The 23,990-nt window shown below is 64.1% G+C and carries 20 protein-coding genes and 2 pseudogenes; 11 read left to right on the top strand and 11 right to left on the bottom strand.

Going from position 1 to position 23,990, the window contains the following annotated elements:
• Nucleotides 1-6 precede the first annotated feature (6 nt).
• The 5 genes from ACTHNZ_RS20780 to ACTHNZ_RS20760 all read right to left on the bottom strand — a co-directional run bounded on the left by ACTHNZ_RS20780 (nucleotide 7) and on the right by ACTHNZ_RS20760 (nucleotide 4,564).
• Nucleotides 7-540: a hypothetical protein gene (locus tag ACTHNZ_RS20780; protein WP_440544471.1), complete on the bottom strand. Its 534-nt coding sequence runs from the start codon at nucleotides 538-540 to the stop codon at nucleotides 7-9.
• Between the two features lie 358 nt (nucleotides 541-898).
• Nucleotides 899-2,245, bottom strand: a complete 1,347-nt coding sequence (locus tag ACTHNZ_RS20775) for a type II toxin-antitoxin system HipA family toxin (RefSeq protein ID WP_440544470.1) — start codon at nucleotides 2,243-2,245, stop codon at nucleotides 899-901.
• Between the two features lie 3 nt (nucleotides 2,246-2,248).
• The gene (locus ACTHNZ_RS20770) at nucleotides 2,249-2,509 is read right to left on the bottom strand and encodes an XRE family transcriptional regulator (RefSeq protein WP_440544469.1); all 261 of its coding nucleotides are present in this window, start codon (nucleotides 2,507-2,509) and stop codon (nucleotides 2,249-2,251) included.
• Nucleotides 2,510-2,687: 178 nt separating this feature from the next.
• Nucleotides 2,688-3,485 carry a CDP-diacylglycerol diphosphatase gene (locus tag ACTHNZ_RS20765; protein WP_440544468.1) on the bottom strand — a complete coding sequence of 266 codons (798 nt, stop codon included), beginning with the start codon at nucleotides 3,483-3,485 and terminating at the stop codon, nucleotides 2,688-2,690.
• A gap of 140 nt (nucleotides 3,486-3,625) precedes the next feature.
• Nucleotides 3,626-4,564, bottom strand: a complete 939-nt coding sequence (locus tag ACTHNZ_RS20760) for a TorF family putative porin (protein WP_440544467.1) — start codon at nucleotides 4,562-4,564, stop codon at nucleotides 3,626-3,628.
• Between the two features lie 62 nt (nucleotides 4,565-4,626).
• Between ACTHNZ_RS20760 and ACTHNZ_RS20755 the strand changes: the two are divergent.
• The 4 genes and pseudogenes from ACTHNZ_RS20755 to ACTHNZ_RS20740 all read left to right on the top strand — a co-directional run.
• A pseudogene (locus tag ACTHNZ_RS20755) lies at nucleotides 4,627-6,085 on the top strand (quaternary amine ABC transporter ATP-binding protein); the annotation flags it as partial.
• A complete protein-coding gene (gene choW / locus ACTHNZ_RS20750; protein WP_440544466.1) occupies nucleotides 6,078-6,983 on the top strand; it encodes a choline ABC transporter permease subunit in 906 nt (301 codons plus the stop codon). The pseudogene ACTHNZ_RS20755 and the gene choW, both read left to right, overlap by 8 nt.
• Before the next feature lie 16 nt (nucleotides 6,984-6,999).
• Nucleotides 7,000-7,989, top strand: a complete 990-nt coding sequence (locus tag ACTHNZ_RS20745; RefSeq protein WP_440544465.1) for a GlxA family transcriptional regulator — start codon at nucleotides 7,000-7,002, stop codon at nucleotides 7,987-7,989.
• Between the two features lie 106 nt (nucleotides 7,990-8,095).
• Nucleotides 8,096-9,046, top strand: a complete 951-nt coding sequence (locus ACTHNZ_RS20740; RefSeq protein WP_440544464.1) for a choline ABC transporter substrate-binding protein — start codon at nucleotides 8,096-8,098, stop codon at nucleotides 9,044-9,046.
• A gap of 168 nt (nucleotides 9,047-9,214) precedes the next feature.
• Here the strand turns inward: ACTHNZ_RS20740 and ACTHNZ_RS20735 are convergent, their stop codons facing one another.
• Entirely contained in the window at nucleotides 9,215-10,285 is a 1,071-nt protein-coding gene (locus tag ACTHNZ_RS20735; RefSeq protein ID WP_440544463.1) for a GlxA family transcriptional regulator, read from the bottom strand.
• Between the two features lie 266 nt (nucleotides 10,286-10,551).
• Between ACTHNZ_RS20735 and ACTHNZ_RS20730 the strand changes: the two genes are divergently transcribed.
• Genes ACTHNZ_RS20730 through ACTHNZ_RS20705 form a run of 6 tightly spaced genes read left to right on the top strand, consistent with a single transcriptional unit; the run spans nucleotide 10,552 to nucleotide 17,660 of the window.
• On the top strand, nucleotides 10,552-11,937 hold the full coding sequence (locus tag ACTHNZ_RS20730) for an L-serine ammonia-lyase (RefSeq protein ID WP_440544462.1): 1,386 nt from the start codon (nucleotides 10,552-10,554) through the stop codon (nucleotides 11,935-11,937).
• A 28-nt stretch (nucleotides 11,938-11,965) separates the two neighbouring features.
• On the top strand, nucleotides 11,966-13,210 hold the full coding sequence (locus ACTHNZ_RS20725) for a sarcosine oxidase subunit beta family protein (RefSeq protein ID WP_440544461.1): 1,245 nt from the start codon (nucleotides 11,966-11,968) through the stop codon (nucleotides 13,208-13,210).
• Nucleotides 13,211-13,234: 24 nt separating this feature from the next.
• The gene (locus tag ACTHNZ_RS20720) at nucleotides 13,235-13,549 is read left to right on the top strand and encodes a sarcosine oxidase subunit delta (protein WP_440544460.1); all 315 of its coding nucleotides are present in this window, start codon (nucleotides 13,235-13,237) and stop codon (nucleotides 13,547-13,549) included.
• 1 nt (nucleotide 13,550) lies between these two features.
• A complete protein-coding gene (locus tag ACTHNZ_RS20715; protein ID WP_440544459.1) occupies nucleotides 13,551-16,577 on the top strand; it encodes a sarcosine oxidase subunit alpha family protein in 3,027 nt (1,008 codons plus the stop codon).
• A complete protein-coding gene (locus ACTHNZ_RS20710) occupies nucleotides 16,567-17,193 on the top strand; it encodes a sarcosine oxidase subunit gamma (protein WP_440544458.1) in 627 nt (208 codons plus the stop codon). The genes ACTHNZ_RS20715 and ACTHNZ_RS20710 overlap by 11 nt, the downstream gene beginning before the upstream one ends.
• Nucleotides 17,190-17,660, top strand: coding sequence for a dihydroneopterin aldolase (locus tag ACTHNZ_RS20705; RefSeq protein WP_440544457.1), 471 nt, complete (start codon nucleotides 17,190-17,192; stop codon nucleotides 17,658-17,660). Before ACTHNZ_RS20710 ends, ACTHNZ_RS20705 begins: the two co-directional genes overlap by 4 nt.
• Here the strand turns inward: ACTHNZ_RS20705 and ACTHNZ_RS20700 are convergent.
• Genes ACTHNZ_RS20700 through ACTHNZ_RS20690 form a run of 3 tightly spaced genes read right to left on the bottom strand, consistent with a single transcriptional unit; the run spans nucleotide 17,635 to nucleotide 20,454 of the window.
• On the bottom strand, nucleotides 17,635-18,312 hold the full coding sequence (locus ACTHNZ_RS20700; RefSeq protein ID WP_440544456.1) for a 4-hydroxythreonine-4-phosphate dehydrogenase: 678 nt from the start codon (nucleotides 18,310-18,312) through the stop codon (nucleotides 17,635-17,637). The two genes, ACTHNZ_RS20705 and ACTHNZ_RS20700, sit on opposite strands and share 26 nt — an antisense overlap.
• A 1-nt stretch (nucleotide 18,313) precedes the next feature.
• Nucleotides 18,314-19,339 (bottom strand): 4-hydroxythreonine-4-phosphate dehydrogenase PdxA, encoded by a 1,026-nt coding sequence (gene pdxA, locus ACTHNZ_RS20695; protein WP_440544455.1) that lies wholly within the window; start codon nucleotides 19,337-19,339, stop codon nucleotides 18,314-18,316.
• Complete coding sequence (locus ACTHNZ_RS20690) at nucleotides 19,336-20,454, bottom strand: four-carbon acid sugar kinase family protein (RefSeq protein ID WP_440544453.1); 1,119 nt, start codon at nucleotides 20,452-20,454, stop codon at nucleotides 19,336-19,338. Before ACTHNZ_RS20690 ends, pdxA begins: the two co-directional genes overlap by 4 nt.
• An 87-nt stretch (nucleotides 20,455-20,541) precedes the next feature.
• On the opposite strand from ACTHNZ_RS20690, the gene pdxR reads away from it, so the two are divergent.
• Nucleotides 20,542-22,026, top strand: coding sequence for a MocR-like pyridoxine biosynthesis transcription factor PdxR (gene pdxR / locus ACTHNZ_RS20685; RefSeq protein ID WP_440544451.1), 1,485 nt, complete (start codon nucleotides 20,542-20,544; stop codon nucleotides 22,024-22,026).
• A gap of 15 nt (nucleotides 22,027-22,041) precedes the next feature.
• Here the strand turns inward: pdxR and ACTHNZ_RS20680 are convergent, their stop codons facing one another.
• Together ACTHNZ_RS20680 and ACTHNZ_RS20675 are read right to left on the bottom strand one after the other, a co-directional pair.
• Nucleotides 22,042-23,514: an NAD-dependent succinate-semialdehyde dehydrogenase gene (locus ACTHNZ_RS20680; protein ID WP_440544449.1), complete on the bottom strand. Its 1,473-nt coding sequence runs from the start codon at nucleotides 23,512-23,514 to the stop codon at nucleotides 22,042-22,044.
• Nucleotides 23,515-23,546: 32 nt separating this feature from the next.
• Nucleotides 23,547-23,990: pseudogene (locus tag ACTHNZ_RS20675) on the bottom strand (threonine synthase); the annotation flags it as partial.

Raw genomic sequence — 23,990 nt, 5'->3', positions numbered from 1 at the left:
GCGCGCTCATTGCAACGCACCCCAGCGTTCGGTGGCCGGTTCGGCCGACGCCCATTTCCACGCCGTGCCGTCGCGGCACACCGAGGCGACATAGAAGGCACTCGAGGCCGCGGCTTTCTTCGTCGCTTCTCGATCGACGGAGAACACGATTTCCTTGCAGTCGAGCGCCCCCGTGCTGATGGTTCGGCTGACGGTGACGCGGCCGTGCTCGCTGTCCTCGATCGGCACGGAGTGCTTGATCGACCATGACGCCACCGCGCCGACGGCCAGCGGTCCCGCAGCCGTCGCGATCGCGTCCTGGGTGTGAGTATGGACGACGCGTTCCGTATACTGCACGCCCGCTTTAGCGGCGGCGACGGCGCCAAGGCCGATGCCGGTCGCGGCCGCGGCGTTGCGCGTGACTTTGGACGCCACGGCCGCGCCGGCGATGCCGGCGCCCGCCGAGGCGCTTTCGGTATAGAGCGAACTGCAGCCGTTCAGCGTGACGATCGCCGCTGCGGCGAGTGCCGCCACCGCAAACCGGTGGATGGTGAGTTGCATGTTTTCCTGCCCCTTGACTTTACTTTTTGTTGCTGCGTTCAGCATGAAGCGCGCCGCCGCGCGGCCCGTTTCGCGGCCGCATTTTGCAGCAGGGGATTTGAGAAAGACAGGGAAAAAATGCAAAAAATTGCAAACCGGGCGGGGTCGCATAGTGTCCTGTCCCGCAAGTTCTTTGATAAATGAAATTGTCCGGTTGTGTCGACAGGAGTTGGCGCTTCAGCGCTTACTCCTGTCCCATGCAGGGCACGTTAGGCAAGGAGTGAGGAGGCGCCATAGCCGTAGCTATGGCAACGACGAGCGACGCCGCCTGGCGGCCAACTGGGCGATTTCATATCAAAGGAACTTGCGGGACAGGGCACTAGCTGTCGGTTGCGGGTCCCATCGACTGTAGCCGCTCGGACGACGCACGCAGACCTTTGAAGATTCGCTCGGCTACCTTCTCCGGGAAATGCGGCGGCAATATGCGCGAGACGGATTCGATCACCTCCGGCGTGCGCTGCAGAATTTCGACGATCAGTGGCTCCGCGTTTCTGCCGTAATGGCACAGGCGCGCCGTCTGATCGAAATGACTGCGCTTGACGTCGCGCATCCGATAGTGCCTTCCGGTTCCCCAAATCGCCATGGCGAGTGATGCTTTGTGCCACGACCATTGATTGCCGCCGTCGCCTTCCACGGGCCAAATCGACATGACATCGTAAAGCGGCGTCATATGGAAGCGTCCGCCCGGCAGCAATCTGAGGCTAAAGTTCTTCGCATGGCCGTCCGGCGCTGCAAGCATCCAATAAAGGATCTGCGCGCGAAGGAAGTTGGCCAGGTCTTCCGAAGCATGTTGCGATTGGCGCAGGATGCCGGCGATTTCGCGTACGCCCGGTCCGCCGTGGGCTTCATATTTACGATGGGGAGAAACGCCGAGCGCTTGGCAAAAGTCTTCTTGCGGTAAACGCAGCAGCGTGCCGGTGCGGCCATACGTGCGATCGAAGCGCTCCACGCACAATACTTTCTGCGAATCGAACGTTAGGATTTCGGCTTTCGGCACGGGCAGGCCGTATGCGCCGAGGACGGCGAGGCACAGCCATTCGTTTTCCACGGACGTTTGGAAGTCCACCTTCTTTCTGCCGAGCAATCCGAGCGGAAGCTTCAGAATGTGCGTCGTTGGCGTTGCTCCGTGCGGGAGAAACCACTGACCGTTACGTCGGAGCAAAGCAGTTTTCTCCTGCGCCCCGGCCAATGAAATGCGGAAGTCGTCATCATCGTCGTCGGGCCAAACAGGCTCCGTGCCCAGCATGCGTTGCAAAATGCGATCGATGTCAGCATCGGATAGCGGTGTTCCTGCAATCCGGTCCACGCCTACCGGGGCTTCGTCCTCGCCCAGCAACTGGACGGCACCGACACAGTCACGCCCGATCGCTTTCAGCAGATCGAATGCTTCCACGGTTTCAGTTTTGAAGCGTGCAGCAATTCGTTTGCGGATGTCGGGGCTGTCGGGCAGGAGATTGTCGAAATAGTTTTCGACACGTTCGCCCTTCAGGGCTCGAGAATCCATGCCAAAAGGCAGGGAAAGCGATAGCGGCCGGCCGACGGCGGATTGCTTCCAACTTTCGTCGTAACGAAGCTCCATCGCACCCCTCGCCGGGGTCACCCAGGTTCCGACGCGTTCTCCGTTCGCCCAAACCGACAACGCGCGTGAATGTGATCGTCGAGCCATCGATCACCATTCCGGCTCGTAGTCAGCGTCCGCTTGCGACGGGCGCCCTCCTCTGGGTTGGACCTGCAGCTCGAGATCATAGAGGGCGAAAAGCGAGAGCATTTGGTCGAGCGAGAGCGAAGCGGTGGCCGTGGTCTCGAGCAGCGATAAGCGCGGCTGGCCGACGCCGAGGTAGGCGGCCGCCTCGGCTTGGGTCAGACCTTTGGCTCTTCTAGCGGAAAGGAGTATTTCGCCCAGTTGCGAGGGGGTGCTGACGATGATCATCGAGATATTCCTGTGGGGAATATTCGCATTATATTCCTGACGGGAATAAACCGCAAATATTCTTATAGGGAATATGCAGCGGAGCCGGGCGTGTGGTGCTCAAAATATTTCTTTCAGGCATAAACGCGTTTTATGCTTGACAGGAATATCTTGCGTCCCTGCTCTGTGATCCCGTTGTCTACTCCGCCCTCGCTGCGGCGTCGCATTCGTGGTCGAGCAGGACTTCCGCAGAACCCGTCCCGCCGTCGATATCCAAGCCGCTGTTGACGACGAACCAACCCGAGTCCGCGGCCGACGGCCCCGCGCCCGTCACGAAGATCGTCTGCTGCGCCATGACGTCCGGGCTCGCGTGAGGGCCGGCGACGAGATCGAACGGATTGAAATCGAATGAAGGCCCAGGAATCCGCATGATTCGATAGCGCGCTCCGTCGATCGTGTCCCACGTCCACCTACGCGGCGGATCGTTTCGGTGCCGCGCGAGCGCGGCCGTGACATCGGCCCGCATGCAGTCGATATGGATATGAAGCTGCTCTTGCGAGCGGCGCATGGCCGAGTTGATTTCCAGCCCGATCTCGTCGTCCGCAAGCGTCGCGCGCCGCGCCTTCTTCAACGTCTCTTCCACGTAACGTCGCGCGTCCCACGCGTCCGCCCAATAGTTCGGCGCATAAGGCGCGAGCAGGGCGGGGCTCTCGACGCCCGAGAGGCGATCCGTCGGAATCAACAGATGCTGGGCGACGCCGTTGCGATCGCGCAGCAGCGCGTAGCGGCCCGGCAAGTTCACGGTCGCGCAGATGCCCGTTTTGCCCGTCGTGCGCGCGGCGGGCACGCAATCGAGGTCGACGATCTGCCACAGGGCATTCGGATCGGCTTGCGCAAGGACGGAACACCCGGCCGCCAGGATCGCGGTACCCGTCGCAAGCACGAACGCGCGCCACGGCCGCCGGCGGATGATCGACGTGATGAGCGTGGTAAGCATGTCGCGTGTCGGCAAATCGTAGTGACCAAGACGCGGCATTCTGTCATGAAACGAAAGCGGACGGCGTGGCGTTGCGCCACTGCCGTCCGTCTTGCACCGTCATGCTCGGCGGTGCAATGCCATCTTCGTCATCGAAACGATCAGAACACCTTGGTGATCGTCGCGAAGAACGTCGTTTTCGTCGGATTCGATACGGCGATGTTGCCGGACGAATCGGGCGCCCCCGTCGTGTAGCGATCGTAGACGTTCGTGGCGCCCCAAGCCTTCGTGACCGCGCCGGCCAGCGTCCATCCGCCGTCGAACGTCTTCGAAACGGCAATCTTCCCGTCTTGCCAGTTATAGGCCGAGAAGTTCTGCACGCGTTCCCAGCCATAGTGGAGCAGCAGCGAGAAGCCGTGCGTCAGATCGATGTTCGCATTCAGGTCGAGGTAGCCCGAGCCGCGGCTGTTCTTACCGCTGCCGATACCGAGCGACTGGCTATCGTAGCCGAAGTAGTTCGGCGTGTAGGTCAGCCAATACTTGGCCGTGAACCATTTGTACGTCAAAGCCGTGACGAATTCGCCATAGTTGTAGCTCGTCGCGCTCGCCGACATGCGGGCACCCGGGTAGACGTAGTAGTAGATCGTGCCCGTGTACGACAGATCGCCGAGTGCGCCGCCATATCCGCCGTACAGATCCCATTCGACCGTGCCGCCTTCGATGAACTTACTGCTCACGCTGGAGAGCCATGTCCCCGCGAACAGCCCACTCGAATGCGTGTAGTCGAAGCCGCCTTGAATCGCGGGCTTGCCCCAGGTTTGCCTGAAGCCGCGCGAGACGTACTGTGAAGCGAGCGTTACGTTGGCCGTGAACGGCGACGCAGGCGCCGCCGGTGCCGTCGCGGCCGGTGTGCTCGCCGTAGCCGTCGCGGTCGCATCGGCTGGTGCCGTCGCCGTCGCGGCAGCCGGCGCGCTTGCCCCCGCGCTGCTTGCGTCGGCGGTTTGCGCAAGCGCGGTAGGCGCATGCAGCGAAGCGATCAAAAGTGCCGCGCCGCCGAAAGCGGCGGACGATAGGCGAGGCGGGGTCTTGCGATGACTCATGGTGCGCTCCGTCGTCGTTGTAATGGGTCTGATCTGCTCGCACGCCCGGATTCTTCTTGATGGGTCGGGATCCGGTCGAGCTGAGTATTGCCAGCCGATATCCGCGGTGCGCAGGCGCTTTTGGACGAGAATTTGTCGTTTCCCGACATGTCGCGCGCATGCACCGATTGCAGGAGAGACGCGAAGCCTTACGCGACGGTGCTCAGCGCGAGAAAAGGCTCGATCGCCGGCGTCGTCCGTGTCGTATTTTCGCAAGCGTGTGTCGGAATTCGTCGGCTAACCCGCGATTTTTCTAGCAACTATGTAGGCAGACTGTGCGGGCTCGAGCCCTGCCGCAAGGAGATGGAAAAGATGAGTTCACCGAAGGTGAGAGTGCAGGGCTTGTGCAAGGTGTTCGGCACGAGCCCCAAGCAGGCGCTCGACATGCTGGCCGCAGGGTCGACGAAGGACGAGATCTTCGCGCGAACAGGCCAGATCGTCGGCGTGCACGACGTGTCGTTCGACGTCCAGGAAGGCGAGATATTCGTCCTCATGGGGCTCTCCGGCTCGGGCAAGTCGACTCTGATTCGCCTAATCAACCGGCTCGTCGATCCGACGGCCGGCCAGGTGCTCATCGACGGCCGCGACGTCGTGACGGCGCGGCGCGGCGAGTTGACCGCGCTGCGGCGCAAAGACATGAGCATGGTATTTCAGTCTTTTGCGCTGATGCCGCAGCGCACCGTGCTCTCGAACGCCGCGTTCGGCCTCGAAGTTGCCGGCGTCGCGCGCAAGGAGCGCGAAGCGCGCGCCATGTCGGTGCTCGAGCAGGTGGGGCTCGCACCGTTCGCGCAGAAGCTGCCCGCTCAGCTATCGGGCGGCATGCAGCAGCGCGTTGGCCTCGCCCGTGCGCTGGCCGTGAACCCCTCGCTGATGATCATGGACGAAGCGTTCTCGGCGCTCGATCCACTCAAGCGCAAAGAGATGCAGAACGTGCTGCTGCAACTGCAAAAGGATCAGCGCCGCACGATCATGTTCGTCTCGCACGATCTCGAAGAGGCGCTGCGGATCGGCAATCGCATCGCGATCATGGAGGGCGGCCGCCTCGTCCAGGTCGGCACGCCCCACGAGATCATCAGCAACCCCTCGAACGAATACGTGCGGGCGTTCTTCGAGGGCGTCGATACGAGCCGTTATCTGACGGCGGGCGATCTGATGCAAACCGATGTCGTTCCGCTCGTGCGTCAGCTCGACGCGGCCGGCGTGGCGGCATCGCTGAACGGCAGCGCCGATTATGCGTTCGTGCTCGACGCCGAGCGCAAGATTCGCGGCTTCGTGACGCGCGAGGCGCTCGGCCACGACTCGCCGAGCCTCGGGCAGGTCGAATGCATCTCGCGCAGCGCGACGCTGGATCAAGTCGTCTCGCGCGTCGTGGCGCACGCCCGTGCGCTGCCCGTCGTCGATGACGACGGCTGCTATTGCGGCTCGGTCGATCGCGCCGTCGTTCTGAACGCCATCACCCGCACGCGAGGCTCCCATGTCTGAACTCATTCCGCTCGGCACCTGGGTCGATCAATCCGTCCACTATCTGCTCGATCACGACAGCCATGCGTTCGACGTGATCGGGCGCGGGATCGATAGCCTCGCCGGGCTCGTCGAGCACGGCCTGCAAGGGATCCCGATGTGGCTCTTGATGGCGATCTTCATCGGCATCGGCCTCTGGCGCATCGGCTGGCGCTTCGCGCTGTTCACGACGCTCTCGTTGCTGTTGATCTATGCAACGGGCTTCTGGGACCAGACGGTGATTACGCTCGGGCTGACGCTGTCGTCGACGATCATCAGCCTCGTGTTCGGCATCCCGCTCGGCATTTGGATCGCCAAAAACAAGCACGTTGCGCTCGTCGTGCGGCCGATTCTCGATTTGATGCAGACCATGCCGGCGTTCGTCTATCTGATTCCGGCCGCGATGTTGTTCGGCCTCGGCCGCGTGCCGGGGATCCTGTCCACCGTGATCTTCGCCATGCCGCCCGCCGTCCGCTTGACGAGCCTCGGCATTCGCCACGTCAATCGCGAGATCGTCGAGGCGGGCCAAGCCTTCGGCTGCACGCCCTGGCAATTGCTCTATAAGGTCCAGATTCCCAACGCGCTGCCCTCGATCATGCAGGGCGTGAACCAGACGATCATGATGGCGCTCTCGATGGTGATCATCGCGTCGATGGTCGGCGCGGGCGGCTTGGGCAACGACGTGCTCGCCAGCATTCAGCGGCTCGACATTGGCCTCGGCTTCGAAAGCGGGTTGTCCGTGGTGCTGCTCGCGATCATCCTCGACCGCCTTACCGAGAGCTTCGGCCGCACGCCGGGAACGGCAACCGCGCCGCGCTTTGCGGGCTTGCGCAGCGTGATGCGGTTGCGCGCCGCGCAGCAGCCGTTGACGCAAAACTGACCGGCGGGAGGCAAGCGTGACGCCGGCCACCGCGATGCAGCCCGAACCCGTGCAGTCGACGATGCCCGTCCACTTCGGGTTCCTGACACTGCCGAATTTTTCGATGATCGCATTCACGAGCGCCGTCGAGGTGCTCCGGATGACGAACTATGTCAGCCGCGCGACGCACTATCGCTGGTCGGTCGTGTCGAGCGACGGCATTCCCGTGCGGGCCAGCAACGGCGTCACCATTACGCCGACGAGAACGCTCGAGGAAGTCGGCATCCCCGACGTCTTGATCGTGTGCGGCGGCACGCAGATTCGCACGGCCGTCGACTCGCGCGTGAAGACGCTGCTGGCCGACCTCGGCGCACGCGGCGTGCCGCTCGGCGCCATCTGCACGGGCGCCTACGCGCTGATGAGCGCGGGCCTGCTCGACGACTATCGCTGCACCGTGCATTGGGAGGATATGTCGTCGCTGCACACGGAGTTTCCGCGCGTGAAGTTCCGCGACGAACTGTTCGTCATCGACCGCGACCGTCTGACGTGCACGGGCGGCACCGCCCCGCTCGATCTGATGCTGCACCTGGTGGGCGAGCGGCTCGGACGCAACCTGGCCGCGCAAGTGTCGGCTCAATTCATTCTCGAGCGCATCCGCAGCGCCAACGATCATCAACCGATTCCGGTCGACGCGCGCATCGGGTTCTCGCGCGCGGAACTGATCGAAGTCGTGCGGCTCATGGAAGCGAACATCGAGGAGCCGCTGTCGCTCGAAGAGCTCGCGCGATTGGTCAGGCTATCGCAACGGCATCTGCAGCGCATGTTCAAGGTCTATCTCGACGTGTCGCCCACGCATTACTACCTTTCCTTGCGGCTGCGCCGCGCGCGAGATCTGCTGCGCACGACGGACGCATCGATCGCCAGCGTGACGACGGAGTGCGGCTTTCAATCGCCGTGCCACTTCAGCAAAGCGTATCGCGCGCAGTTCGGCTATGCCCCGAGCCGGGAGCGCCGGCAAGCGAATTGATTCGAATCTCGCAGCAGACGTTTAGTCGTACTGGTCGATCCGTCGATTGGAATATCCCCGAATGCGGCGGTGTGCCGAAAAAATGCACGAATTTGAGGAGAGACGAATGAATCAACGCTTGACGAAAGCCGGTTGGGCCTTGGCGGTTGCCGCGCTCGTGACGACGAGCGCCTATGCGTCGGACGCGGCCGTGTGCCGCAACGTCCGCTTTGCAGACGTCGGCTGGACCGACATCGCCGCGACGACGGGGCTCGCCTCGGCCGTCTTCCAAGGGCTCGGTTACCACCCGACGAAGACGATCGCCTCGGTGCCGATTACGTTCGCCGGCATTCGAAGCAAACAGATCGACGTGTTTCTCGGTTATTGGTCGCCGACGATGGACCCTATGATCGAGCCGTTCGTGAAGGCCAAGCAAATCGAGGTGCTCAGCACGCCGAACTTGACGGGCGCGAAGTACACACTGGCCGTGCCCGATTACGTCTACAACGGCGGCCTCAAGACGTTCGCGGACATTCAGAAATACGCCGATAAGCTCGGCGATCGGATCTACGGCATCGAACCGGGCAACGACGGCAACGCCCTGATTCAGAAGATGATCACCGGCAATCAATTCGGTCTCGGCAAGTTCAAGCTCGTCGAGTCGAGCGAAGCCGGCATGCTCGTGCAGGTCAACAGAGCCGTTCGCGAGAAGCAGTGGATCGTGTTCCTGGGCTGGGAACCGCATCCGATGAACGTGCAGATGAAGATCGACTATCTGAGCGGCGGCGATGCCGTGTTCGGCCCGAACTACGGCGAGGCCAAGGTGTTCACGGCCACGCCGCCCGATTATGCGGCGCGTTGCCCCAATGCGGCGAAGCTCGTGTCCAATCTGCGCTTCACGACCGATATCGAGAACCACGTCATGATGCCGATCATGGACAAGGAAGATCCGAACAAGGCGGCGACTCAGTGGCTGAAGAAGAACCCGCAGGTGCTCGACAAGTGGCTGGCCGGCGTGACGACGTTCGACGGCAAGGATGGACTCACGGCGGTGAAGTCGTACATCGCATCGCATTGACGCCGGCGCCGGCCGCTCACCACGGCGGCCGGCGGCCTCTCCGCGCCGCGCGCACGGGACGACGCGGGGCCGGGCCGCCCCCGAAGGCGCTCCCGTTCAGCATTTCAGTTTCAGATCCACTTCAGATCGCCATGCCGGGCTGCGCGACGACGCCGCGCAGCATCGGAATCACGACGCCGCCCCCGATGCCGCGAAGTATTCTTCGTACTCCTTATCGACGGGATCGCTGCCCGTGCGCTGCTCGCGATACGCGATGGGCGGCAACCCATACTGCTTGCGGAATTCGCGGCCCAAATGCGATGCATCGGAGAAACCGCAGCTCGAAGCGATGTCGGCCACGGTGCGATCCGAGCTCGTCAAGAGCCAGGCCGCGGTGCGCAGCCGGACGTGCTTGGCGAACGTCTGCGGCGTCTTGCCCGTCTGTGCCTTGAAAAGCCGTTCGAGTTGACGCGGCGATAGATCGAGCTTGCAGGCGAGTTCCTCGAGCGGCAGCGTGCGTCCGACGTGCTGTTCCATCAGCAAGATCGCGCGCTTGATCTTCGGATGCGTGGCCGGCTCGAGTCCGGGCGGGTGGGGCTGCGGCGCATTGCCTTTTTGCATTTCGCCGACGAGCAGAATCCGCAGCGCCTTCTGCACGGTCGCATGATCGAAATGCCGCAGCAGTATCGCCGCGGCGACGTCGATCGAGGCGCGTCCGCCCGAGCAGGTGATTCGCCGCCGGTCGATGACGAACAGGCGGTCGGCCACGAGCATGTCGGCGTTGGCCGACGGAAAACGCTCGATGAAATCCCAGTAATGGAACCAGCTCACGCAGAGGCGGTGGCCTTCCAGCACGCCCGCGCGCATGAGCGTGAAGACGCCCGTGCAAATGCCGACGATATTCGCACCAATGCTCGCGGCGTTCCGGATAAAAGCCAGCGTTTCGTCATCGGCCTGCGGCCCGGAATGCAGCAGCCCGCCGACGACGACGACGTAATCGAACGGCTCCGCTTCGTCGAACGTTTCCCACGGGGTGATCTGAATGCCGCAACTCGCGCGCACGGGAGCAAGGGTTTTCCCGACGACACTCCAAGCGCATCGAACGGGCTTGCTGAAGTCGCTGTCGTCAGCCGAGAGCCGCAGCATGTCGACGAAACCCGAAAACGCCGTCAACGTGAAATTGGGGAGCAGCACGATCCCGAAGCGGATGCGCTCTCGGGCGACGGTGGAAACGAGCGGTGAAGGATCGACGGCGTTCATGCGAGTGAAGAATAGGGGTGCAGCCAGCGGCAAGCACGTTCAGGGTCGCGCGCGGCACCCCGAGGCGCTTGTGTTTTTGCGCCGCCAATCATAGTGGAAACGCCCGTTGCCGCCCACTCTTCGCGCGTTTGGCGATGGCATCCCACGGCGATGCCGTTTTTGTTCTATCTGGGAATTTTACGCTTTGGTGTACTGGCGTCCATGGTCGGCAGTGCGAACGCGGTGCCGACGCCCCTCTGAACGATACAACATCGCGAGGCAGCTCAATGAACGTCAGCGTCTTCGATCTCTTCAAGATCGGCATCGGTCCGTCCAGCTCCCATACGGTCGGCCCGATGATCGCCGCTTGCCGCTTCGTGTCGCATGTGGAAGACGCCAACCTGCTCGGTTATGTGCGCCGCGTCAAAGTCGAGCTCTATGGCTCGCTCGGCGCGACCGGCAAGGGGCATGGCACCGACAAGGCCGTTCTGCTCGGCCTGGAAGGCAATCTTCCCGACACGATCGATCCCGATCTGATCGAGCCGCGTCTGGCATCGATCCGCTCGGCCAAAGCCCTGCGGTTGATGGGCGGCACCGAGATCCGCTTCGACGAAAAAGAAGACATCGCCTTCTATCGCCGCATGATGAGCGGCACGGCGGTCGTCCATCCGAACGGCATGCGGTTTCAAGCCTTCGACGAGCACGGACAACTGCTCGTCGAAAAAGAGTATTACTCCGTGGGCGGCGGCTTCGTCGTCAATCGCGAGGGCGATCGGGTCAACGGCGTGCGCGCCGGCGCAGAGGTGCCGCACCCGTTCCGCACGGGCGCCGACCTATTGCGGGCGTGCGAAGACAGCGGCCTATCGATCGCGCAAGTCGCCTTCGAAAACGAATGCGCATCGCGCTCGCCCGCTGAGGTGCGCGAGGGCTTGCTCGCGATTTGGCGCACGATGGCTGCTTGCGTCGAGCGCGGTTGCCGCACCGAGGGCGATCTGCCCGGGCCGATGCGCGTGAAGCGCCGTGCGGCCGAGCTCGCCAAGAACTTGCGCGCGCGTTCGGAAGAATCGCTGCGCGATCCGCTGTCGATGCTCGATTGGGTCAACCTCTATGCGATGGCCGTCAACGAGGAGAACGCGGCAGGCGGACGCGTCGTGACGGCGCCGACGAACGGCGCCGCGGGCGTGATTCCGGCGGTGCTCCATTACTACGTGAAATTCGTGCCGGGCGCGAACGACGACGGCATCGTCGATTTCCTGCTCACGGCCGCGGCGATCGGCATCATCTACAAGGAGACCGCCTCGATCTCGGGCGCGGAAGTGGGCTGCCAGGGCGAAGTGGGCGTTGCCTGCTCGATGGCTGCCGCGGCGCTCGCAGCCGTCATGGGGGGCAACCCGCGGCAGGTCGAGAATGCCGCCGAGATCGGCATGGAGCACAACCTCGGCATGACGTGCGACCCCGTCGGCGGGCTCGTGCAGATTCCCTGCATCGAGCGCAATGCGATGGGGGCGATCAAGGCGCTGAACGCTTCGCGCATGGCGCTCAAGGGCGACGGTCAACACTACGTCTCGCTCGATTCCGTCATCAAGACGATGCGCGAAACGGGGGCGGACATGAAGACCAAATACAAGGAGACGTCGCGCGGCGGATTGGCCGTGAACGTCATTGAGTGCTAATCGACCATTCGGGACCAGGACTACCGCTATGAGCCGCTTTTCAATATTCAGTCTGGTGCGCAACGGGTTGTCGTACCACGAGAACTGGGAGCGCCAGTGGCGCAGCCCCGAACCCAAGCGCGAGTACGACGTCGTGATCGTCGGCGGGGGCGGACACGGTCTCGCGACGGCCTACTACCTGGCCAAGGAGCACGGCGTGCGCAATATCGCCGTGCTCGAGAAAGGATGGATCGGCGGCGGCAATACCGCGCGCAACACGACGATCATCCGCTCGAACTATCTGTGGGACGAATCGGCGGCGCTCTACGAAAAAGCGATGAAGCTGTGGGAAGGGCTCTCGCAGGACGTCAACTACAACGTCATGTTCAGCCAGCGCGGTGTGATGAATCTCGCCCATACGCTGCAAGACGTGCGCGATACGATGCGTCGCGTCAACGCCAACCGGCTCAACGGTGTCGACGCCGAATTTCTGACGCCCGAGCAGATCAAGGAGATCGAGCCGACGATCAACCTGAACGCACGCTATCCCGTGCTCGGCGCGTCGTTCCAGCGCCGCGGCGGCGTGGCGCGCCACGACGCGGTGGCCTGGGGCTTCGCGCGCGGCGCCGATGCGCATGGTGTCGACATCATCCAGAATTGCCAAGTCACGGGCATTCGCCGTGATGGCGGGGCCGTCGTCGGCGTGGAAACGACGAAAGGATTCATCAAGGCGAAGAAGGTCGCCGTCGTTGCGGCCGGCAATACGACGACGCTGGCCGACATGGCCGGCGTGCGTCTGCCGCTCGAAAGCCATCCGCTGCAAGCACTCGTGTCCGAGCCGATCAAGCCGGTCGTCAATACTGTCGTGATGTCGAACGCGGTGCACGCTTACATCAGCCAATCCGACAAGGGCGATCTCGTCATCGGTGCCGGTATCGATCAATACACGGGCTTCGGCCAGCGAGGCAGCTTCCACGTCATCGAAGGCACGCTGCAGGCCATCGTCGAAATGTTCCCCGTGTTCTCGCGCGTGCGGATGAATCGCCAGTGGGGCGGCATCGTCGACGTTTCGCCCGACGCCTGCCCGATCATCAGCAAGACGGATGTGAAGGGTTTGTACTTCAACTGCGGCTGGGGCACGGGCGGCTTCAAGGCGACACCGGGATCGGGCTGGGTGTTCGCGCATACGATCGCCAACGATGCGCCCCATCCGCTCAATGCGCCGTTCTCGCTGGACCGTTTCTACACGGGCCACCTGATCGACGAGCACGGCGCCGCAGCCGTCGCGCACTAATCCGCCTGCAACGAGGAGACTGACATGCTGTTGATCGAATGCCCTTGGTGCGGGCCGCGCGCCGAAAGCGAATTTACCTGCGGCGGCGAGGCCGACATCGCCCGTCCGCTGGAACCCGAGAAGCTGAGCGATAAGGAATGGGGCGACTACCTGTTCATGCGCAAGAATCCGCGCGGCGTGCATCGGGAGCAGTGGCTGCACGCGCAGGGGTGCCGCCGCTGGTTCATGGCGACGCGCGATACGAACACCTACGCGTTCCAAGGCTACGAAACGTTCGGGAGCACGAGTGCACCCGCGCCCGACGCGGGCGCACGCAAGAATACGCAGGGGAGCAAATAACATGAGCAATCAAAAAGATCGCCTGGGCACGGGCGGGCGGATCAATCGCGCGAGTCCGCTCACGTTCACGTTCAATGGACGCACGTATCAGGGCTATCAGGGCGATACGCTGGCTTCGGCGCTGCTCGCCAACGGCGTGCGCTTCGTCGCGCGCAGCTGGAAGTATCATCGCCCGCGCGGCGTGGTGACGGCCGGCGTCGAAGAGCCGAATGCCATCGTGCAACTGGAGAGCGGCGCGTACAGCGTGCCGAATGCGCGCGCGACGGAGATCGAGCTCTATCAAGGCCTCGTGGCGCGCAGCGTCAACGCCGAGCCTTCGCTCGAGCGCGACCGGCTCGCGGTCAACCAAAAGATCGCCCGCTTCATTCCGGCCGGCTTCTACTACAAGACCTTCATGTGGCCGCGCAAATGGTGGCCGAAGTACGAAGAGAAAATCCGTGAGGCAGCGGGCCTCGGCAAGGCGCCCGATACGCGCGATGCCGATCGCTATGACAAATGCTTCGCGCACTGCGACGTGCTCATCGTCGGCGGCGGTCCCGCCGGTCTCGCCGCGGCGCACGCGGCCGGCAGCACGGGGGCGCGCGTCATTCTCGTCGACGATCAACGCGAATTGGGCGGCTCGCTGCTCTCGTGCCGCGCGCAAATCGACGGCAAGGCCGCAATGCAATGGGTCGAGAAGATCGAGCACTCGCTCTCGCAGATGCCCGACGTCAAGATCTTGTCGCGCAGCACGGCGTTCGGCTATCAAGACCATAACCTGGTCACGGTCGTGCAGCGCTTGACCGACCATCTGCCCGTGTCGATGAGAAAGGGCACGCGCGAGCTCGTCTGGAAGATCCGCGCGAAGCGCGTGATCCTGGCGACGGGGGCGCACGAGCGGCCGCTCGTATTCGGCAACAACGATCTGCCCGGCATCATGCTGGCATCGGCCGTATCGACGTACATCCAGCGTTACGGCGTGCTGCCCGGGCGTGAAGCCGTCGTCTTCACGAACAACGACGATGGCTATCAAAGCGCGCTCGACCTCAAAGCAGCCGGCGCGAAGGTCACCGTCGTCGATCCGCGCCCGCAAAGCGACGGCTCGCTGCCCGCGGCCGCGCGCCGCCACGGCATCGTGGTCATGGCCGGCGCGGTGATCAACGAGGCCCGCGGCAAGTGGAACGTGTCGTCGGTCGACGTCGCGTCGTACTCGAAAGGCGTCGTGGTCGGGCAGCTCGCTACGTTGTCCTGCGATCTCGTGGCGATGTCCGGTGGCTGGAGCCCCGTGTTGCACCTGTTCGCGCAATCGGGCGGCAAGGCGCACTGGCACGACGAGAAGGCCTGCTTCGTTCCGGGCAAGGGCATGCAAGCCGAAGTGAGCGTCGGCGCCGCCGCGGGTGAGTTCAGCTTGGCGCGCGGGCTGCGTCTGGCGATCGATGCCGGCGTCGAGGCCGTCAATGCGCTCGGGTTCAAGCCGGCGTCGCGGCCTGCATCGCCGCAAGTGGCGGACATCAAGGAAGCGCCGCTGATGCCGCTCTGGCTCGTGGGGTCGCGCGAGCGTGCGGTGCGCGGGCCGAAGCAATTCGTCGATTTCCAGAACGACGTCTCGGCAGCGGACATCTTGCTGGCCGCGCGCGAAGGCTTCGAATCGGTCGAGCACGTCAAGCGCTACACGGCCATGGGCTTCGGCACGGATCAAGGCAAGCTGGGCAACATCAACGGCATGGCGATTCTGGCTCAGGCGCTCGGCAAGACGATTCCCGAAACGGGAACGACGACGTTCCGCCCGAACTACACGCCGGTCACCTTCGGTGCGATCGCCGGCCGCGAAATCGGCGACTTCATTGATCCGATCCGCAAGACCTGCATCCACGAATGGCACGTCGAGCACGGTGCGCTGTTCGAAGACGTCGGCAATTGGAAGCGCCCTTGGTACTTCCCCAAGGCCGGCGAAGACCTGCACGCGGCCGTCGCGCGCGAGTGCTTGGCCGTGCGCACGAGCGTCGGGATCATGGACGCCTCGACGCTCGGCAAGATCGACGTGCAAGGCCCGGATGCGGCCAAGCTGCTGAACTGGGTCTACACGAACCCGTGGTCGAAGCTCGAAGTGGGCAAGTGCCGCTATGGCCTCATGCTCGACGAGAACGGCATGGTCTTCGACGACGGCGTGACCGTGCACCTCGGCGAGCAGCACTATCTGATGTCGACGACCTCGGGCGGCGCCGCGCGCGTGCTGACTTGGCTCGAGCGCTGGGTGCAGACCGAATGGCCCGACATGAAGGTGCGCATGACGTCGGTGACGGATCATTTCGCGACGTTTGCGGTGGTCGGACCGAACAGCCGCAAGGTCCTGCGCAAGGTCTGCCGCGACATCGACTTCTCGAACGAGGCGTTCCCGTTCATGACGTTCCGGGAAGGCACGGTGGCCGACGTCCCCGCGCGGATCATGCGGATCAGCTTCTCGGGTGAGCTCGCTTATGAAGTGAACGTGCCGGCGAACGCGGGCCGCGCTGTGTGGGAAGCGTTGATGGCGGCCGGAGAGGAATTCGACATCACGCCGTACGGCACGGAAACGATGCACGTGCTGCGTGCCGAGAAGGGCTACATCATCGTCGGTCAGGACACGGACGGATCGATGACGCCGTTCGATCTGGGCATGGGCGGGCTGGTGGCGAAGACGAAGGACTGCCTCGGCAAGCGTTCGCTGACACGCTCGGATACGGCGAAGGAAGGGCGCAAGCAGTTGGTCGGTCTGCTCACCGACGACCCGGCCTACGTATTGCCGGAAGGCAGCCAGATCGTGGCGAACGGTGTCCGGGGGCCGGCGGCCAATCAAGTGGCCGACACGCCGGTGCCGATGCTCGGCCATGTAACGTCGAGCTATTACAGCCCGATCTTGAAGCGGTCCATTGCAATGGCTGTCGTGAAGGGCGGCCTCGGCAAGATGGGCGAGAAAGTATCGGTGGAGTTGAACGGCAAATCGATGGCGGCGACGATTGCTAGCCCCGTCTTTTACGATGTCGAAGGAGTGCGTCAGCATGTGGAATGAGAACAGAAGCGGTGCGGCCTTGGCCGGTGCGTCCGCGCGTCTCGAATCGCCGATGGTAGGGGCGCAAGCGTTGCTCGACGCTAACCAAGCACGGCCATCGAAGGCGTTCCGGCTGCGCGAGCGGCCGTTCCTCGAACTCGTCAACGTGCGCGGCGAAGCGAGCGATGGCGCATTCATCGCTGCCGTGGAGGGCGTGATCGGCGCCCGCCTGCCGGTCAAGCCGAACACGGTGGTGAAGGGCAACGGCTACGACGCGCTGTGGCTCGGCCCCGACGAGTGGCTCGTGCGCTCGAACGACGCGCGCACGCCCGAGCTCGAGGGCAAACTGCGGACGGCATTGGGCGCGTTGTTCGCATCGGTCGTCGACGTGGGCAGCGGATACACGGTGCTCGAAGTAAGCGGCGAGCGCGTGCGTGACGTGATTTCGCGCGGATGCCCGCTCGATCTGCATCCGAACGTGCTGCAGCCGGGACAGTGTGTGCAGAGCCATTACTTCAAGGCTCCTGTCGTGGTGGTTCCGATCGCCGGCGACACCTTCGATCTGATCGTGCGCCGCAGCTTCGCCGATTACTTCCTGCGCATCATCACCGACGCGGCCGCGCCGATCGTATCGTGAAGCCGGCCGAGCCGTTCACCGTCCGCGACGCGTTGCTGCATGAAGCGGCGGCCGCGCGTCGCGGCCGCGGCTGGCACGTTTTCGTCGATGAGTTGATCGCCCACACGCGGGTGGGCATCCATGCCTACGAGTACGACGCGCCGCAACCCGTCATCGTCGATGCCCGCCTCGGATACCGATGCATGCCGTCCGAGTTGGCGGACGAGTGGATCGACTATGAGCGGTACTGCCAGCAAGTGACGACGTTTCTCGCCGAAAAGCCGCACACGCGGCTGCTCGAAACGCTGGCCGTCGAACTCGCGGCGCTGTCGTTTTCGCAATGGCCCGCGCTCGACACGCTGACGCTGTCGCTGCACAAGCCGAAGATTCGAGAAGGCACGCGCCGTATCGGGCTCGAACTCGATTGGACGCGTGCCGATTATGAAGCATGGCGCACGGGCATCACCCACACACCCCTTCGATCGTGAAGATCCTAGCGATCTGAGCAGACAGCCGGCGGTCGGTGAACGCATGTTGAAAAAGCGCGCTGCCGACGGTGAAGCCCCACGTATCCGCACTGATCATTGCCTTCACACGCGTTTCTCGATCGATGCTGCCCGCGGCGATGACCGGTACGTCGACTGCCGCGACGACACGCCTCGTCAGTTCGGCCGGATCGCCGTCGCCGGCGAAGCGATAGGCAAGCAAGTCCAGGCCGTGCACCCCGGGCATCGACGCGATGCGGCGCGCATCGTCGACGATTTCGTCCATCGTGCCTTCGAGCACGGTCGGATGGCCGACGGTGCGCCCCGCGAACGGAAAATACCGGACGGCCGAGCCCCGCAGCAGCGGCAGTGCGTCTTCGACGTGGCGGCCGCCGAGCAGGTAGTCGACGCCGATTTCGAGCGAGGCCCTGATCGATTCCAGTTCCGCCTCGCGGCTGGTTGCGACGACTTCCAGCATGACCTTGCGGCCATCGGCGCGAATACGCTGCGCGAGCTGCTTCAACTCCGGGATGGGCAGGCCGACGTCCTTGAACCCGACATAGCGGACGGGACTATCGCGCAGGCTGTCGTAGTGTGCGATCGCGTCGCTGACGGTCGCGTCGTTGTGGGTCAACATCAAGATGAAGTGGGACACATCAGGCTCCGATGACAGATGAATGGTTCGCGCGCGAGCGGGCGAACCGATGGGCGGTTTGAAGGGCCACCCGAAGGCTGGCGGGATCGGCGATGCCCTGTCCCGCGATGTCGAAGGCGGTGCCGTGATCGGGGCTCGTTCTCACGAAAGGCAGGCCGACGGTGATGTTCACGCCGTCTTCCACTCCGCCGAGCTTGACCGGTATCAGCCCCTGGTCGTGGTACTGGGCCACCACGATATCGAAGCGGCCGCGGCGCGCGTGCATGAATACGGTGTCGCCCGGCCACGGGCCGCTGGCATCGATGCCTTCGTTCCGCGCAAGCTCAATGGCGGGCGCAATGATGTCGAGATCCTCGCGGCCGAATAGGCCGCCTTCGCCCGCATGCGGATTGAGTCCGGCGACGGCGACGTGGGGACGTTCGATCCCGAGATCGCACATGGCCCGGTGCGCGAGCCGGATAATGCGCAGTTCGGTCTCGACGGACAGCTTCGCGATTGCATCGAGCATCGAGCAGTGAACGGTGACGAGGATGGTGCGCAGCGTCGGATTGACGAGCATCATCGCGTAGTCGCGCGTGCCCGAGAGGTCCGCGAGCATTTCGGTGTGGCCGGGATAGGGCACGCGCGCGGCGGCGAGCGCTTCCTTATGGATCGGCGCCGTGCAAACACCTGCGATGTCCCCGCGGACCGCGAGATCGATCGCGGTACGGATAGCGTCGAATGCGGCCCGGCCCGCGGCGGCACTGACTGCGCCGATCGGCAAGTCGGCAGGGAGTTCGTCGGCACCGTCGGCGCGCAAGACAGCGAGCACGCCGGGCTCGATGACGAGGTCGGCCACCGAGCCGACCTCGCGTATATCGAGTTCAAGGCGCAGCGCCGTGGCTTGCCGCCGTAGCACGCCCGCGTCGCCGATCACGAACGACGGGTGCTCGGCGATGAACGCGGCATCGGCAAACGTCTTGACGATGATTTCCGGTCCGATGCCCGCCGCGTCGCCCATCGTGACGGCGATCAATGTCTGCTTCATGGTTTTGCCTCGGTCAATAGGTTGATGCAGGTCGCCAAGGCTTCGTCGTCGCCGAAGCCGCCGGCCTTCGTGATCATGGGAAACGCACCCGTCGCGGTTTGAACCATGGCCAGCGGCACACCCGGCATGACTTCGCGGCATACGCGCAGCGACACCGCCGGCAGCGCGTCGATGATGCGCCGGGCGGTTTCGCCTCCCGTCACGACGAGTCCGTCGCACGCGCCGCTCCTGACCGCATTCACGACCTGCGGCACGAGATCGAGCAGTGCAGCCTGCGGCGCGGCGCTGGTGGGCAAACGCGCTTCGTCGGTGGAGAGCACCTGTACCCGGCATCGAGCCTCGGCGATGCGCAATTGCCGGCGAGATCGCGGGTTCAGACTACCGACGACGAGCCAGGGGCGGAGGGCCGGTGGCACGTTCGCGCCCGCGTGATCACGGCGGTCGAGACGATCGCTTGGAGAACATTGCAGACGCGGCAATACGCGGGCCAGGCTGCGCAGCAGTCCGGTCGAACCGGCCAGCAGTAAATCGCGCTCGCCGGCGAAAGTCGTGGCGATGACGTCCAACTCCGCTTCCGTGCGTGCGTCGACGACCACGGCGTCATGCACGCTCAGCAGCGCGGCCGCCCGCGCCGCATCGCTGGCGATTTTCAGCTCCATCCCATGCGCGCCGAACAGCGCTGCAATGCTTGATTCGCGCACGGGCAGTGTGGGATCGCGTCCAAACGCGGTTTCGTGGACCGGCACGCCGTCAACGAGCACATGCCCTTCCTCGACCGTGCGCCCCGCCGTCGGAAACGCTGCCGCGATCAGCAACTTGCGCCGGCCGGAAGCGGCAAGCGCCGTCAGGCAGTCGCGCGCGACGCGCCCGCGCAGCGTCGAATCGAACTGCACGGCAAGCACGTCGGCATCTCGCCATGCGCCAGCGGCATCGGCGAGCGCATCGTGATCGAGCGCCGGCGGGTATTCGCGGGAATCGGTATCGAGGCTGACGACGTCAGCCTCGGTGGTGCCGTCGGGCCGGACGAGCACGGCTGTATCCCAGCCACGCTCGGCGAAGCAAGCCGTCCCGTCGAGCGCGCTCGTGAAGTCGTCCGTGATGATGCGGATGCGCATGACAATCCCGTGGTATCGTTGGTTCGTCAATTCTGGCGATTTATGCTGGATTTTTAAGAACCAAAATCGAATGAGTTTGGCCCATTTATGGTTGTGAACCGTTCATCCAGGCAGCCGCTACCGGCGCTCATCGCCCTTGAACTGGACCGAGCCGGGGGGGCGCCGGTGTTCCGGCAGATTGCCCGGCAGCTGCGCGAGAAAATCGTGAGCCTGGCGCTGCCCTCCGGCACTCGGCTGCCGCCGAGCCGCGAGTTGGCCATCGAACTGGGGGTGGCGCGCAACTGCGTGATCGACGCTTACGACGAATTGATCGCCGAAGGCCTGCTCGAAGGTCGTGGCCGGCACGGCACGTTCGTTGCCGCGAGCGCACCCGCGGCAAGGGGCACCGCGGTGGCGCCGAGTTCGACGCCATTGCTGGTGCAGCGAATGTGTGCCGATGTCCTCGGTGCGCCTGAACGGCCGGCCAGTGCGAGCCTCGATTGGCGGCCTGGGCAGGCCAGCGCCAGAACGCTGCCGCTCGATGTATGGCGCAACGCCTGCCGTGAAGCGGGGCGGAACTTGCCGCCGCAAGGTTATGGCGATCCACGCGGGGAGCCGGGGCTCAGGCGCGCCATCGCGGATTGGCTGTCCGAGCACCGATCCGTCAACGTTGAGCCAGAGCAGATCGTCGTGACGCAGGGGACGGGCCATGCGCTTCATCTGGCGGCGCAGGCGTTGCTGCGCGAGGGCGACCTGTGCGCGACCGAGGATCCGGGTTACGCGGGCGCGACGTCGGCGTTTTCGCGCGCTGGTGCCTCGCTGCGCTATGTGCCGGTCGACGCGGAAGGCATCGTCGTGGAACGGATCGTCGAAGACGGCGCCGTGCCCGGCCTCGTCCACGTGACGCCGGCCCATCAGTATCCAATGGGGGGCCGTCTATCGGGGCCGAGGCGCAGAGCGCTCGTCGAACTCGCGCGCGGGCGGGGAATGCTGATTCTCGAGAACGAATACGATTGCGAGTTCCACTACGCGGGAACGAACCATCCACCGATCTTCAGCCATGCCCCGGAAAGCACGTTGCTGCTCAGCACGTTCGCTAAGGCGGTCAGTCCTTCGCTTCGCTTGGGGTTCATCGTCGCACCGCCGAATGCAGCGGCCGCGCTGGCTGCGCTCATCGAACGCGAGCGTACCCATGTCTCGTGGCCCCTGCAGAAAATCGTCGAGACCCTGCTGGTGTCCGGCGAGCTGGATCGGCACCTGCGCAGGGTGCGGCGACACTACGGGGCGATGCGCGATGCCATACGCGAAAGGCTGATGCCTTACGCGGACGTGATCGCCCTAGGGGGCGACGAGGGCGGCTTGCATGTGGTCGTCTCAGGACGGGACGGCGCGTTCGATCGCGATTTGCGAGCCGCGTTGCGATCAAACGGCGTCGTGTTCAATGACGTTCGGGACTTCGTCATGCTCGCATCCGATCCGAACGGATTTCTGCTCGGATACGGGCATATGGACAGTGAGGCGTTGACGCAGTGCCTGGGCGTGTTCGATGCCTCTATCAAGCCGATCGAACGTCGCCTGCGACGGTTGCGGTGAGGATCGACGGGGCCTTCATTCGAGATTGCCCTGGCAGAGATACTTGATCGACAGATAATCGTCGAGCCCATACTTCGAGCCTTCGCGTCCGTAGCCCGATTCTTTCACGCCGCCGAACGGGGCCGCTTCGCTCGACAGCACGCCTTCGTTGATGCCCACGAGGCCCGTTTCGAGCAGGCGCGATACGCGGTCGATGCGTCGCGTGTCTTGGCTGTAGAAATAGGCTGCGAGCCCGAACGGCGTATCGTTCGCCGCGCGGAGCGCTTCCTCTTCGTCGTCGAAACGGAACAGCGGCACCACGGGGCCGAAGGTTTCCTCGCCGTTCAATTGCATAGCGTGTGTGGCGTCGGCGAGCACGGTCGGTGCGTAGTAGTTCGGGCCGAGTTCGGGCAGGCGTTTGCCGCCCGTGAGCACCCGTGCGCCGAATTCGATCGCATCGTTCACGTGACGTTCGATTTTTTCGACCGCGCGCGCATTGATCATCGGGCCGATTTGCGCGTCCGGATCCGTCGCGGGGGCGACCTTCAATGCGGCGACGCGTTGCGTCAACCGTTCGGCAAAGCGATCGTAGACGGACGCTTGCACGTACACGCGATTCGGCGACACGCATGTCTGCCCGCCGTTGCGAAACTTCGATGCCATGAGCCCCGCAACGGCGGCGTCGAGGTTTGCGTCGTCGAACACGATGAAAGGTGCGTTGCCGCCGAGTTCGAGCGAGAGCTTTTTCAAGGTTCCGGCCGATTCACGCGCGAGGTACTTGCCGATCGGCGTCGAACCCGTGAACGTCATCTTGCGCACGCGGCCGTCGTCCAGCCAGTCCTTGACCGATTCGGCTGCGTGGTCGCGTGACGTGGTGATGAGATTGAGCACGCCTGGCGGTACGCCCGCTTCATGCGCGAGCAGGACCAGCGCCGACGCGGTGAGCGGCGTATCCTCGGCCGGCTTGGCGACCACGGTGCAGCCAGCCGCAAGCGCCGGCGCGATCTTGCGCGCGATCATCGCGAGCGGAAAATTCCACGGGGTGATGGCGGCGACGATCCCCACCGGTTCCTTCACCGCGCTCATGCGCTTGCCGCGTTGCTGCTGCGGAATGATGTCGCCGTAGATGCGCGTCGCTTCGTTCGCGAACCAGGCGACGTATGATGCGCCGTACATGACTTCGCCGCGCCCTTCCGCGAACGGCTTGCCTTGCTCGAGCGAGATGAGGCGCGCAAGCGTATCCGCGTGCTCGATGATCAAGGCATGCCAGCGATGCAGGACGGCCGCGCGTTCCTTCGGCAACGTGTCACGCCAAGCGGGGAATGCTCGGGCGGCCGCATCGGTCGCGGCGCGGGCATCGGCGGGGCCGCTGTCGGCTACCTCGGCGATGACTTCGCCCGTCGCTGGGTCGGTCACTGCAAAACGCTTGCGGCTCGCGGCGGGAACCCACTCGCCGTCGATGAAATTATCGGTGCGGATCAGATCGTGCAATGCGTACGGTTTCGTCATGGCAGCTATTTTCGTTTTCGAATCGATCATGGTTAGGCTTGGCGGTGTGAGCCATGGCAATGCCGGGCGACGTATGCCATCACCGCATCGGCCGATGGCGCGAGCACCTCACAGCGCCGGGGGCGTTGCTCCAGATCGGCCAGTTGCGCCGGACGCGGCGCGGCCTGGCCCGTTGCCTCGCGGATGATGCCTTCGAATTTCAGCGGCAGCGCCGTTTCCATCACGATGGTGCGAATGCCCGGGCGCAGATGTTCACGCGCTACCTTGACGCCATCGGCGGTGTGCGGGTCGATCAGCATGCGATGGTGTTGCCAGGCATCGGCGATGGTCCGCAACCGGTCCGCGTGCGTGCTCTTGCCCGAGACGAAGCCATAGCCGGCGATGCGCGTTCGCTCTTGCTCCGTCAATTCGAACCGGCCGTGCGCTGAAAGCTCGGCGCCGAATAGCTGGGCGACGCGGCTTGCATCGCGGCCCAG

It is taken from the genome of Trinickia sp. (assembly GCF_051953955.1).
Lineage (GTDB): Bacteria > Pseudomonadota > Gammaproteobacteria > Burkholderiales > Burkholderiaceae > Trinickia.
This window is presented reverse-complemented; position numbering and strand designations above follow the sequence as displayed.